General features: G+C 66.2%; 11 protein-coding genes. 1 reads left to right on the top strand and 10 read right to left on the bottom strand.

Features of this window, described 5'->3' with window-relative positions; translation table 11 throughout:
- From GR167_RS06555 to GR167_RS06530, 6 genes are all read right to left on the bottom strand, one after another.
- Positions 1–929, bottom strand: a 929-nt coding sequence (locus GR167_RS06555; RefSeq protein ID WP_160972610.1) for an ABC transporter ATP-binding protein, incomplete at its 3' end; no start/stop codon positions are given.
- Positions 922–1,647, bottom strand: a complete 726-nt coding sequence (locus GR167_RS06550) for an ABC transporter ATP-binding protein (RefSeq protein ID WP_160972609.1) — start codon at positions 1,645–1,647, stop codon at positions 922–924. The genes GR167_RS06550 and GR167_RS06555, both read right to left, overlap by 8 nt.
- Positions 1,644–2,576 carry a branched-chain amino acid ABC transporter permease gene (locus tag GR167_RS06545; protein ID WP_160972608.1) on the bottom strand — a complete coding sequence of 311 codons (933 nt, stop codon included), beginning with the start codon at positions 2,574–2,576 and terminating at the stop codon, positions 1,644–1,646. Before GR167_RS06545 ends, GR167_RS06550 begins: the two co-directional genes overlap by 4 nt.
- Positions 2,573–3,439 carry a branched-chain amino acid ABC transporter permease gene (locus GR167_RS06540; RefSeq protein WP_160972607.1) on the bottom strand — a complete coding sequence of 289 codons (867 nt, stop codon included), beginning with the start codon at positions 3,437–3,439 and terminating at the stop codon, positions 2,573–2,575. The genes GR167_RS06545 and GR167_RS06540 overlap by 4 nt, the downstream gene beginning before the upstream one ends.
- A 63-nt stretch (positions 3,440–3,502) precedes the next feature.
- Positions 3,503–4,711 carry an amino acid ABC transporter substrate-binding protein gene (locus tag GR167_RS06535; RefSeq protein ID WP_235915852.1) on the bottom strand — a complete coding sequence of 403 codons (1,209 nt, stop codon included), beginning with the start codon at positions 4,709–4,711 and terminating at the stop codon, positions 3,503–3,505.
- Between the two features lie 12 nt (positions 4,712–4,723).
- On the bottom strand, positions 4,724–6,133 hold the full coding sequence (locus tag GR167_RS06530) for an aldehyde dehydrogenase family protein (protein ID WP_160972606.1): 1,410 nt from the start codon (positions 6,131–6,133) through the stop codon (positions 4,724–4,726).
- 113 nt (positions 6,134–6,246) lie between these two features.
- Here GR167_RS06530 and GR167_RS06525 point away from each other — a divergent pair, with 113 nt between their 5' ends.
- The gene (locus GR167_RS06525; protein WP_160972605.1) at positions 6,247–7,188 is read left to right on the top strand and encodes a helix-turn-helix domain-containing protein; all 942 of its coding nucleotides are present in this window, start codon (positions 6,247–6,249) and stop codon (positions 7,186–7,188) included.
- On the opposite strand, the gene GR167_RS06520 is transcribed toward GR167_RS06525, so the two are convergent.
- The 4 genes from GR167_RS06520 to GR167_RS06505 are packed head-to-tail and all read right to left on the bottom strand — an operon-like array spanning position 7,189 to position 12,011.
- On the bottom strand, positions 7,189–7,695 hold the full coding sequence (locus tag GR167_RS06520; protein ID WP_160972604.1) for an aminomethyltransferase family protein: 507 nt from the start codon (positions 7,693–7,695) through the stop codon (positions 7,189–7,191).
- Positions 7,688–10,486: a 2Fe-2S iron-sulfur cluster-binding protein gene (locus GR167_RS06515; protein ID WP_160972603.1), complete on the bottom strand. Its 2,799-nt coding sequence runs from the start codon at positions 10,484–10,486 to the stop codon at positions 7,688–7,690. The genes GR167_RS06520 and GR167_RS06515 overlap by 8 nt, the downstream gene beginning before the upstream one ends.
- Positions 10,483–10,749: a sarcosine oxidase subunit delta gene (locus GR167_RS06510; protein ID WP_160972602.1), complete on the bottom strand. Its 267-nt coding sequence runs from the start codon at positions 10,747–10,749 to the stop codon at positions 10,483–10,485. The genes GR167_RS06515 and GR167_RS06510 overlap by 4 nt, the downstream gene beginning before the upstream one ends.
- A gap of 8 nt (positions 10,750–10,757) precedes the next feature.
- The gene (locus GR167_RS06505; RefSeq protein ID WP_160972601.1) at positions 10,758–12,011 is read right to left on the bottom strand and encodes a sarcosine oxidase subunit beta family protein; all 1,254 of its coding nucleotides are present in this window, start codon (positions 12,009–12,011) and stop codon (positions 10,758–10,760) included.
- Between the last annotated feature and the right edge of the window lie 449 nt (positions 12,012–12,460).

The raw sequence follows: 12,460 nt of genomic DNA, 5'->3' as shown, positions 1-12,460 counted from the left end.
AACGGCAGCTGGATCAGACGTGTGCTCTTGGCCGCGGGCGGCGGCTTTGCCGCCGCGCTGGCGCGGGCGACCAGATCGGAGGTGCGGATGCCCAGCAGCGCGTCGGCCGATTGCCGTTGCCGCGACGGCGGCCGAACGGCGAAACTGCGCGGCACCTCGGGGACGGGTAGGGTTTCGCTGTGCTCAATCGGGTCTTCGTGGGTATGCGGCGATGCCGCCCCGCCCGCGCCGAGATAGGCGGCCTGCACCGCCGGGTCGTGCATCAAGGCCTGCGCCGTGTCCTCGAACACGATATGGGCGTTTTCCAGCAGATACCCCCGGTCGGCGATGGCGAGGCTTTGCTTGGCATTCTGTTCGACCATCAGGATGCCGATGCCCAAGCCCTTCACCGCCTTCAGGTTCTGGAACAGTTCCTTGCACAGCAGCGGCGACAGCCCCAGCGAGGGTTCGTCCAGCGTCAGGATTTGCGGGCTCGACATCATGGCGCGGCCGATGGCGACCATCTGCTGCTCGCCCCCCGACATGGTGCGCACCACCTGGCGGCGGCGTTCGATGAGTTTCGGGAACAGCCCATAGACCCGTTCCAGGTTGGCCTGTTCCTCGCCCTTGGCGCGTTTCGGATAGGCGCCCAGCATCAGGTTTTCCTCGACCGTCAGGTCGCCGAAGATGCCGCGCCCCTCGGGGACCAGCGCGACGCCTTCCTCGACGATCCGGTCGGGCGAAAGGTCGATCAGCTCCTCCCCATCCAGCCTTATCGATCCTCCGGCCTTGCCCTCGCAAATGCCCGACACTGCTTTCAGCAGCGTCGACTTTCCCGCGCCATTGGCGCCGAGGATCACCACGATTTCGCCCGGGCGTACCTTCAGCGATGCGCCTTCCAGCGCCCGGTGCTGCCCGTAGGCGACGGTCACGTCCTGCAGTTCAAGCATCGTCGTCTCCCAGATAGGCGCGGATGACTTCGGGGTCGGACAGGACCTGCGCCGGTGTGCCCTCGGCGATCTTGCTGCCCGAGGACATCACCACGCAGGCGTCGCAGAGCGAGCGGATCGCATCCATCACATGTTCGACCAGGATGATGGTGCGGCCTTCGTCGCGCAGCGAATGGATCAGCTCGATCCCGGTGCGCAGCTCGGTCGGGTTCAGCCCGGCCAGCCATTCGTCCAGCAAAAGCAGCTTGGGGTCCGAGGCCAGCGCGCGCGCCAGTTCGATCCGCTTGGTGTCGATATAGGTCAGCTGCCCGATCTGCAGCTGCCCCTTGCCGCCCAGCCCGACCCGGTCGAGCAGGCGCTGCGCCTCGGCATGGGCCTCATGCCCCCAGCGGCGGCGATGGCCGAAGACCGCGCCGGCAATCACGTTTTCCTCGACGCTCATCGAGGGCAGCAGGCGGACCAGTTGGAAGGTGCGCGAAATGCCCTTGCGGGTGATCTTCTCCGGACGCAGGCCGGAAATCGCGCTGCCATGCAGGGAAATCGTGCCCGAGGTCGGTTTCAGCGCGCCGGAAATCAGGTTCAGCGTGGTGGATTTTCCCGAACCGTTGGGGCCGATCAGCCCGACGACCTGGTTTTCCTGCACGTCGAAATCCACGTTGTTGACGGCGACAAGACCGCCGAAGCGCTTGGTCGCGCCGCGCAGCGACAGGACGGTCATGCGAAGCCCTCCCGCTTGCGGGCCCAGTCGCGGGCCTTTTCGATCAGCCCGACAAAACCGTTCGGGATGAAATAGACGATCACCAGGAAGGCGATGCCCAGAAACAGCGTCACCTGGCTGGGGAAGCTGACCGATATGGTTTCCCAGATCAGGGTGAAGGGAATGACCCCCACGATCGGCCCCCACAGCCGGTGCACCCCGCCCAGCAGCGCCATGATCACCACCTGGAAGGACAGGATCGGCGCGAAGGCCAGCGCGGGTTCGATATAGACATAGCGCGGCGCCAGGATCGCCCCGGTCATCGCCGCGACGCTGCCCGACACCATGAACAGCAGCACCTTGGCGGTGGCGGTGTTGATGCCGGAATGGGCCGCGACGGTTTCATCGTCGCCGATGATGCGCAGCGCAAAGCCCAGCCGCGACCGCCCGATCAGCCAGCCGGTCAGATAGACCAGCGCGGCCAGCCCCACCAGCATCAGGTAAAGCTGGTCCTCGGTCAGGTCGGTCAGGACATAAAGCCCCTTCTGGCCGCTCATGTTCTGGGTCCAGGTGATCACCTGCCGCACCAGTTCGGCCAGGCCCAGCGTGAAGATCACGAAATAGACCCCCGACAGGCGCAGCGTGGCAAGCCCCACAAGGGCGGCCAGTACGGCGCCGAGCACCCCCGCGATCGCGATCAGCGACCAGAAGGGCAGGGTTTCGAACCCCAGGCCTGTCGTATAGGTGCCTACGCCGAAGAACGCGGCGGTGGCGAGCGAGATGTAATGGGTGGGGCCGGAAAACAGCGCCCAGCTGGTGGCCAGCACGGTGAACATCGCCACGGTGATGCCCATGGATTTCAGGTAATCCGAGCCGTAAAGCGGCAGGCAGGCGGCGACGGCCAGCGCAATCGCGGCCAGGGCGAGGTTGCGGATTTCGAGCGAAGTCATGTCGGTCTCCGGCCAAACAGGCCCTGCGGGCGGAACAGAAGGATCAGGATGAACAGCGTGTAAGCCGCGGCCAGCGTCAGCCCGGGGTCGATCAGCGAGGCGACCAGCGTTTCCACCACGCCCAGCAGCAGCGCCGCGATGATGGTGCCGCGGATATCGCCGACGCCGCCCATGATCACGATGATCAGCGCCTTCAGCGTGAACGCGATCCCGGCCGAGGCATCGAGCGTCAGAAAGGACGACACCAGCGCGCCGCCGGTGGCGGTGACCGCGCCGCCAAGCGCAAAGGCGACGGCCGACAGCGACCGGGTATTGATCCCCACCAGGCGGGCGCTTTCCGGCGACACCGACAGGGCGCGGATCGACAGGCCCGAGCGCGACCAGTTCAGCCAGCCGTAAAGCACCGCGCAGATGATCACTGCCGCCACGAAGGCCGCGACGCGGTTCTGCGCATAGGTGTCGCCCATGATCGTGACCGGCTTGGCCAGGAAGGAATAGTTGAAATAGTCACCGCCGAAGGCGGCCAGCATCAGCCCCACCGCGACGAAGGACAGCCCGAAGGTGGCGAGGATCGAATCCACCTCCAGCTGCCCGCGCGTCTTGGCGCGTTTGACCAGCGGTTCCAGCATGATCCGGTAGATCAGCCAGTTCAGCGCGAAGGCCACGGGGGCGACGATGAAGATCGTCAGCAGCGGGCTGATCTGGCCCGCGGTATAGAACCAGAAGGCGGTGAAGCCGCCCGCGACCAGCATCTCGCCATTGGCGAGATTCATGATCCGCGCGACGCCGTATTGCAGGTTCAGACCCAGTGCAATAAGCGCATAGGTGCCTCCGAGCAGGAGACCTATTATCATGATGTCCATTATCTTGTCCGGTGGTGGTGTGGCCGGCGCCACCCGTTGGGGGCGGCGCCAGACCGTGTAAGGTTACGACCAGCCGTGCTTCACGCGCACCGGCTTGGCGCCGTCGCGGCCGGTCGAGGCGACGCCGTGGAACACGCCGTCCTGCCATTGGCCGACGGTCCAGTACTTTTCGTTGTTGTTGTGGGTCTTGAACGACATGTCGCCCAGGATCGTGTCGAAGCTGTGGGACCGGATGTGTTCCTTGACCGCGTCGCGATCCAGCCCGGCTGCTTCGATCGCCTGCTGCAGCACCTGCAGTGACGAATAGGTGGTGGCCGAGGCCCAGTAATCGGGCTTGGCGCCGGTCACCGCCTCATGCGCGGCGGCGTATGCCTTGAACGCCTCGGAATCCGGGTTCACCCCGCCCGCGCCAAGGATGCCCTCGGCCGCGGCGGCGAAACGGCCGCCGAAGGCCGGGAAGCTGGTGGCGACGGCGGTGTAATAGGCTTCGACCTTCAGGTCCTCGATCACCGCCTGTTCGGTCAGCCCGAACGTGTCCGGCGGATAGGACCAGGCGATGAAGGCGTTCGGGTTGGCGGCCTTGGCGGCCTTGACCACCGGCGACAGGTCCTGGGTGCCCAGCGGGTAGGACGTGTCATAGACGATGTCGAACCCGGCCTTTTCGAACAGCGGCCGACCGGCGGCGGCCAGTTCGATGCCGAAGGCGTCAGCGACGTTGACCATGGCGATGCGGTTGCCGGTCAGGGTGCCTTCGTCGCGCATCTTGCTCAGCACGTTCACCACGTCGCTGGCGAAGGCGGTGGTCGACCCCAGGGTGAAGAACATGCCGGGGAATTTCGACGACAGGCTGTCGATCTGGTCGGTGATCGCCGTCACCGCGATCTGCGGATAGCCGTAGCGGTCGAACAGCGGTGCGGCGGCGATGTTCAGCCCGGTGCCATAGGGGGCGACGATGAAATCGGCCTTGTCCTGGGTGGCGAGGCGCTGCACCGCCTTGATGGTTTCGCCCGGGTTGGTCTGGTCGTCATATTCGACCACTTCGACCATCTTCCTGGTGCCGCCGACATTCAGCCCGCCGGCTTCGTTCACCTGGGTCGACCAGAGCTTGATATTGGGCCAGTGCGACACGTTCGATCCCCCGGCCAGCGGGCCGGTTTTCGGCGCCACGGCGCCGATGGTGACCACGTCGCTGGCCAGTGCCAGGCGCGGCGCCGCAAGGCCTGCCGCCGCGGCAACGCCCAGCTTCAAAGCGGTTCTGCGTTTCATCGTCATGTTGTTTCCTCCCTAAAACAAGCATTTTTCTATGCGCGCGGCGTCCGCGTCGAAGCGTTGCGAAATCCAGCGCAGATCGGTGAACTCGTCCAACGCGGTCAGGCCACCGAAACGCCCGTAGCCGCTGGATTTGACGCCCCCGAACGGCATCGAGGGGTCGTCATGGATGGTCGGGCCGTTGATCTGGCAGATGCCGGTTTCCAGCCGCGTGGCCAGGTCCAGGCAGCGATCGGCATCCTTGCCGAAAATCGCCGCCGCCAGCCCGAATTCGGTATCGTTGGCGACCGACACGGCCTCTTCCGCGTCGCGCACCCGGATGACCGATGCGACCGGCCCGAAGCTTTCTTCGTGATAAAGCCGCATGTTCGAGGTCACGCCATCGACCACGGCGGGCTGCATCACCGCGCCGTCGACCTCACCGCCCAGCAACAGTCGCGCGCCTTTCGACACCGCGTCGTCGATCAGCCCGCGCACCCGCGCGGCGGCCTCGGCATTGATCATCCGGCCCAGCGGCGCCTGTTCGACCTTGGGATCGGCGGCGTGCAGCTTGCGGGTCTGCGCGAGCAGTCGTTCGACGAAGGGATCGCCGATATCGCCCACCGCCAGGATGCGCTCGGTCGACATGCAGACCTGGCCCTGGTTGAAGAACGCGCCCACCGCGGCGGCGGCTGCTGCGGCGTCCAGATCGGCGTCTTCCAGCACGATCAGCGGCGCCTTGCCGCTGAGTTCCAGCACGCAGCGCTTGACCGCCTTGCCCGCTTCCTCGGCGACCAGGCGGCCGACCCGGGTCGAGCCGGTGAAATTGATCCGGCGCACCGCCGGGTGGTGGATCAGCGCGCGGGCCACGCCGACGCTGTCTTCGGGCGCGGTATCGACCACGGTGGCGACGCCCTCGGGCAGGCCGGCGGAATTGAGAATCTCGATCACCGCGCGGTGGGTCTGCGGGCAATGTTCCGATGCTTTCAGCACCACCGAATTGCCGCAGGCCATCGGCGCCGCGACGGCGCGCACAGCCAAGGTGATCGGCGCGTTCCACGGCGCAAAACCCAGCACCACGCCGACCGGTTGGCGGCGCAGGATCGACCGGCCGCTGCCATCGGTGTTTTCTACCACCTGATCGGCCATCAGCGGCACCAGGTCGCGGGCCTGGCGCAGATGGGCCTGGGCCACGTCGATATTGAAATCGATCCAGGGTTTCGCCGCGCCCACCTCGGTCGCGGCCAGGGTTTCCAGCCGCTCGCGGTTTTCGCCCAGCCTGACCGCCATCGCCTCCAGCAGGTCGCGCCGCTCCTCGGCGGGCGTCTGCGCCCAGGACCAGAACGCGCGCGCGGCGCGGTTGGCGGTGTCTTCCGCCTGAGCGATCCCGGCAGTCGACGCGGATACCCCGTCGGCCCTCAGGAATTGATCCGGGCTTTTCAGCATTCAGTCTTATCCTCCCAGAAAGCCGCCAGCCTTTTCCTCCCGGCCTTGCGCGACTTTCATCCTAAGGGAACAGGCTGGACGCAGGGAATTAAATGTGAAAATCTGGCGAATGAATGTCAAAATCCGCCAAATATACCAATGAACCGGGCCAATCCGGGCCGTCCGGGGCCGCCAAGCCGGTTCAGTTCCATGCCGAGCTGGTGCGCGGCGGGTTGCAGAATCGCGTCGTTGGCAGCGGCGGAACCGGCGCCGGGCCGCGCTGGCTTCTGGTCTATGTCAGCAGCGGCACGCTGGAGCTGAGCGGCCCGGCCGAGCGTCGCGAAATCCCGGGGCCCGCGCTGTTGTGGCAACCGGTCGATCCGGCCGTGCGGATCAGTTTCTTTGCCGGGTCGGTGGGCGCGCATCTCTTGATCGGCGAACTGGGCCTGTCGGCGGCGGTGGGCAGTAAGCCGGAAGCGGCGGAAATGCGGCTGATGGCGGACCGGCCGCATGTGTTGCCGCTGGACGGGCAGGGCGCGGTCAACACCAACATCACCCAGGCGTTCAACGTCATCCTTGCCGAAATCGCCGCCGCCCAGCCGGGAATGGAAACCATCATCGAGGCGCAGCTGCGGTTCCTTTTGGTGCTGATCTGGCGGCATGTGTCGATGACCTCGGACCGGATCGCACGGGGCGCGGCGCAGACGGTGCTGCTGCGCCGGTTCCGGCAACTGGTCGAGGCGCATTTCCGCCAGCGCTGGAAGGTGGCGGATTACGCGCGCGACCTGGGCACCACCGCGGACCGGCTGCATGCGATCTGCCGCAACACGCTGGGCAGCTCGCCCTTGCAGCTGATCCATGACCGCACGATTTACGAGGCGCAATCGCTGCTGGACCGGTCGAACATGACTATCGACCAGATCGCGGATTCTCTGGGCTTCAATTCGGCGGCGCAGTTCAACAAGTTCTTCAGCACCAATGCCGGGATGCCGCCCGGTCGCTATCGCAAACTGCTGCGCGACAGCGCGGCGGATGCCAAGCCGCAGGGCATGGCGGGATTCACCGACTGGCCCTGATCAGAGCCTGCCGGCCTGTCCGGTCAGCATCTGCCACGCGGTTTGTCCTTGCGCGCGCAGGACATGCAGGCGGAAACGATCCTCGGCCCCGTGGCGGTACAGGAACACGCCCAGCCCGAACAGCATCCGCGCGGCGGATCGCGACGGTTGCTGCAACCCGATCTCGGTGCCGTGTTTCAGCAGCTCCAGCGCTTTCGGGCCGGTGAGGTCGAAGACGCTATAGGCGTCGGTCACGTCCGATACCGCCTGCCCTATCTCGTCGTCCCAGCCCTCGGCCATATCCGGCCCGTTCACCAGCAGCACCCGGTCGCGCCGCAGGCTGATCGCGTAGCTGTCGCCCGTCGCGATATCGGGCCAGCCGATGGCGCCGGGATGGCGCGACAGGACGGCGGGGGCGGAAATCAGGATCTGACGCTCCGGCGTGACCGGGGTGATCGCGATCCCCCCGACCTCATACGGGGACCATGCGCCGTCATAGGGCGTCCAGCGGTGGCGGTCGTCACGCATTCAGGCGCTCTCCTTCCGGGTCGAAGAAACAGGGGGCGCAGACGGTCGCGCTGGAGCGCTGGCCCAGATGCCAGACGGCGACCCGTTCGCCGATCCGGTCGGCCCCGCGTTCCAGCAGGCCAAGCGCGATGGGATGGCCCAGCGTCGGGCTGTCATAGCTCGACGTGACATAGCCCTCAGACCGGGGCGTGTCGCCGTCGCCGATCAGATGTGCGCCGGTGGGCAGGGGCGGGGCGCCGGGATCGACCCGGAATCCGACCAGCTGCCTGCGGTCGTCGCGGTTGGCGACCTCCATATGCAGGCTGCGGTCGCCGACGAAAGCGGCCTGTTTCTTCTGCCGCGGAATGCCGAAACCCAGGTCATGCGGCATGGTTTCGCCCTCGGTATCCTTGCCGATGATGATAAATCCCTTTTCGGCGCGCAGCACCGACAGCGCCTCGATCCCGATCGGGCCCGCGCCGACGCTTTCGCCCGCCGCGCAAAGCGCTTGCCACAGGTCGGCGGCGCGGCTGGAACGGATCGAAATCTCGAAGCTCAGATCGCCGGTGAAGCTGACCCGGGCGACGCGGACGGGTGTGCCATTGAGGGTGGTCTCGCGCAGGGTCATATGCGGGAAGGCGTCGGCGGACAGGTCCAGCGGCATGTCCAGCGCCGCCACGATGTCGCGCGCCTTCGGGCCGGTCACGGTGAGGGTCGACCATTGCTGCGTCAGGTCGTGGATGAAGATCCGGTCGGGATCGTTGCCATCCTGCCGCCAGGCTTCGAGATGCGCGCGCACGTGATCGGTATGCGACGAGGAACAGGAAATCACGAACCGGTTCGGCCCCAGCCGCGCGATCACCCCGTCATCCATCACGTTGCCCCGTTCGGTCAGCATGAAGCCGTAGCGGATATGCCCCGGTTTCAGCGTCTTGATGGTGTTGTAGTAGATGAAATTGACGAAGCTTTCGGCATCCGGGCCCATCACCTCGACCTTGCCCAAGGGGGAAGCATCCAGAATGCCCGCCGTTTCGCGCGCCTTGATCACCTCGGCCCGGACATGCCCCGCCGGGTCGCCCGACCCATACCAGCCGGGGCGCAGCCAGCCGCCATATTCGCCCAAGGCCGCATCCGCCGCGCGGTGCAGCGGTTCCAGCGCCAGCCGTTTCAGTGGATGATAGAGCTGCCCGGCATGTGGGCCGGAATAGAGCGCGATGGGCTGCGGCACGAAGGGCGGGCGGAAGGTGGTGGTGCCGACCTCGGGGATCGGGCGGCCCTGGATCGCGGCCATCGCCGCCAGCCCGGCCATGTTCGAGGTCTTGCCCTGATCCTGCGCCATGCCCAACGTGGTGTAGCGTTTCAGATGCTCGACCGAGACGTAGTTTTCCCGCGCCGCCAGTTCGACATCCTTCAGCGTGACGTCATGCTGGAAATCGATCCATTGCCGCCCCTTCGATCCGGGTTCGGGCCAAAGCGGTTTGACGCGGTAATCGCCCGCCCTGTCCGGGCGGGGCTCATCCCGGGCGACCGCGCGGGCCTCGGTCAGGGCCTGATCCAGATCGAACGTGCCGTTGGCCGCACCGATGGCCGCCATGCCCTCGGGCGCCGCGCCGGGCAGGAAGGCCTGTGTGCGCTCGTCCCAGTCGAGCTTGCCGCCCGCGTGGCGCCACAGATGCACCAGCGGCGTCATGCCGCCCGACACCAGGATGGTGTCGGCGGGGTGGCGTTTGCCCGCCACCTCGATGCCCTTGAGGCGCTTGCTGCCCAGGGCGCGGATCGGGCCGGTGGTGGGGTCGATTTCGGTCACCTCGGCCCCGGCCTCAGCCAGCATCCGCGCGGCGGGGGCGGCGAAGCTGTTGTTGGACAGCACGGCGATGTTGCGCCCCGCCAGCACGCCATAGCGCGCCAGCCATTCGCAGGCCCCGTCCAGCGACATCACGCCGGGCCGGTCGTTATTGGCGAAGGTGACGGGCCGGTCTATGGCACCGCTGGCCAGCACGATCCGGTCGGCCCGCATCCGCCAAAGCCGGGGCGCATAGCCGAAGGGGCCCTGTTGCGCCAGACCGACCATGCGGTGGTCGAAGACGCCGAAAGCGGTGGTGCGGGTCATCACCCGGCCGCCTGCGGCTTCGATGGCCGCCAGTTGATCGGCAACCCAATCCTGCGGTGTTTGTCCTTCGACGCTGTCGAGCTGGTAGAGCCTGCCGCCTGCCTGATCGTGATCCTCGACCAGAACCACGTCCCGGCCGGATTCGGCCGCCGCACGGGCCGCGGCCAGCCCGGCCGCGCCGCCGCCGACGATCAGCACCTCGCAACGATCGTGCATCTGATCCGAAGCGTAACCTTCGATCACCTCGGCGCTTACCGCGCCGAGCCCGGCCATGCGGCGGATCATCGGTTCGAACAGGTGCCAGTCGGGCCAGATGAAGGTCTTGTAATAGAACCCCGCGCCAAGCCAGCGGTGCAGCAGGTCCAGCCCGCCCTTCAGGTCGAAGCTGGCCGAGGGGAAGGCGTTGACCGAGCGCGTCACCATGCCATCCCGAAGCATCGTGGTGGCGCCGGGGCAGTTGGGGAATTCCACGCCGCCCAAGGTGACGTTGAACACCGCGTTCGGGTCGTCCACCCAGGCCCCCCAGGGACCGCGCGGGCGGTGATATTTGAAGCTGCGGCCCATGATGCGCACACCATTGGCCAGCAAGGCCGACACCAGCGTGTCGCCCTCATAGCCCTGATATGTCTTGCCGTCGAAGCTGAAACGCAAGGGGCGCGACCGGTCGATCAGCCCGCCCTGGGTGATGCGGTGCGAGGTCATTCGACGTCCTCCCGCAGGGGCGTTGACGACAGCACCTCCATCGTCACGCTGTCGCGTTCCATCACGAAAAGTTCCGAACAGGTCAGGTGCATCCAGACCTCGCGCACGCGGCCCTTTTCGTTGCGCTGGGTGTTGAGGTAACGCGCCCAGTCCTCGGCACTCACCTCGCCCGTGGTGTCGGGGCGTGTCTTGCCGATCTCACCGGCGAAATGGAATTCGCGTTCGTCGCGCGGTCCGCAGAAAGGGCAGGGGAAAAGCTGCATGAAACCTCCTAATGCGCGATGCCGGACGCGGCGCCTTCGTCGATCAGGCGGCCGGTGGTGAAGCGGTCGGCCCCGAAGGGGCGGCTGATGTCGTGATGGGCGCCGGTGGCGAGGATGTGGGCAAATAGATACCCGCCCGCCGGGATCGCCTTGAACCCGCCGGTGCCCCAGCCGCAGTTGAAATACAGCCCCTCCAGCGCCGAAGGCCCGAGGATCGGGGAACTGTCGGGGGTGACATCGACGATCCCGGCCCAGTGGCGCAGCAGTTTTACCTTGGACAGGATAGGCAGCATCTCGGTCAGCCCGGCCATCACCGTTTCCTGCACCGGCAGGTTGCCGCGCTGGCCATAGGACGGCACCCGGTCCAGCCCGCCGCCGATCACCAGCCCGCCCTTGTCGGACTGGCTGACATAGGTGCCGGTGACCGGCGAAATCAGCACGGTATCCAGAACCGGTTTCAGAGGTTCCGACACGAAGGCCTGAAGCGCGTAGGACGTGATCGGCAACCCGACGCCTGCCTTTTCCGCCAACACCGAAGAATGCCCGGCCACCGCCGCGCCGATCCGGTCGGCGCGGATATCGCCCCGGCTGGTCGATACGCCGACACAACGCCCGCCCTCGGTGATGAAATCCAGAACTTCGCAATTCTGGATGATGTCGACCCCGGCGGCATCGGCGGCGCGGGCATAGCCCCAGGCCACCGCGTCGTGCCGCCCGGTGCCGCCGCGCGGCTGCAACACCGCGCCGTGGATCGGCAGGCGGGCATCGGGGCGGATATTCAGGGCAGGGATGAATTTGCGCAACTGATCGGCGTCGAGCAATTCGGCATCGGTGCCGTTCAGGCGCATCGCGTTGACCAGCCGCGCGGCCATTTCCATTTCCGGTTCCGAATGGCACAGGTTGGTGACGCCGCGCTGCGAAAACATCACGTTGTAATTCAGGTCTTTCGACAGCCCCTCGTAAAGCCGCAGCGACAGGTCATAGAGCGCGACGCTTTCGGGGTAGAAATAGTTCGAACGGATCACCGTGGTGTTGCGCCCGGTATTGCCGCCGCCGAGCCAGCCTTTTTCAAGCACCGCCACGTTTGTTATCCCGTGGTTTTTCGCCAGGTAATAGGCGGTCGCGAGGCCATGCCCGCCGCCGCCGATGACGATTACGTCATAGCGTTTCTTCGGCTCGGGCGAGCGCCAGGCCGGGCCCCAGCCCTTGTGCCCGCGCAGCCCTTCGCGAAAAAGGCTCCAGGCCGAATAACGTCTTGCCATGTCAGCTTACCGGCGCGGTCATCATCCGCAGCACGCCCCCTGTCGGTATTCGTTTTTCCGCACGATAGGTACAGCCCGTCCGGGAGCCAACCCGCCGAATGCAAAATTGCCGCATACCGGCCATGCGGCAGGGGGCGAAATCCGGCTTTTGCCGGGGGCGGGGCGGTGCGTAAATGTCGCTATTTGACAAGTGATGTCGTATCTGTTCCATTGCCCGCCGTGAAGCGCCCTGCGCAGCAGCGCCCAATAGGGGGACCTGACGCTGCGGAATGTGTGCAAATCGTTAGGCGCGGCTGCGGTCGCGTGGCAGGCTTGGCTGGCAAGGGGGTGTCAAGAAACGGACCACAAGACGCTTGTAGCGATGGCTGTGCAATGCGCCTTCGCCGCAGTCTCTGCCACCGCCTGATCTGTCCCGATCCGATCACTGTGATGATGCCTTCTGGCCTCTC

The organism is Thalassovita mangrovi (assembly GCF_009857745.1).
Classification (GTDB): Bacteria; Pseudomonadota; Alphaproteobacteria; order Rhodobacterales; family Rhodobacteraceae; genus Thalassobius; species Thalassobius mangrovi.
This window is presented reverse-complemented; position numbering and strand designations above follow the sequence as displayed.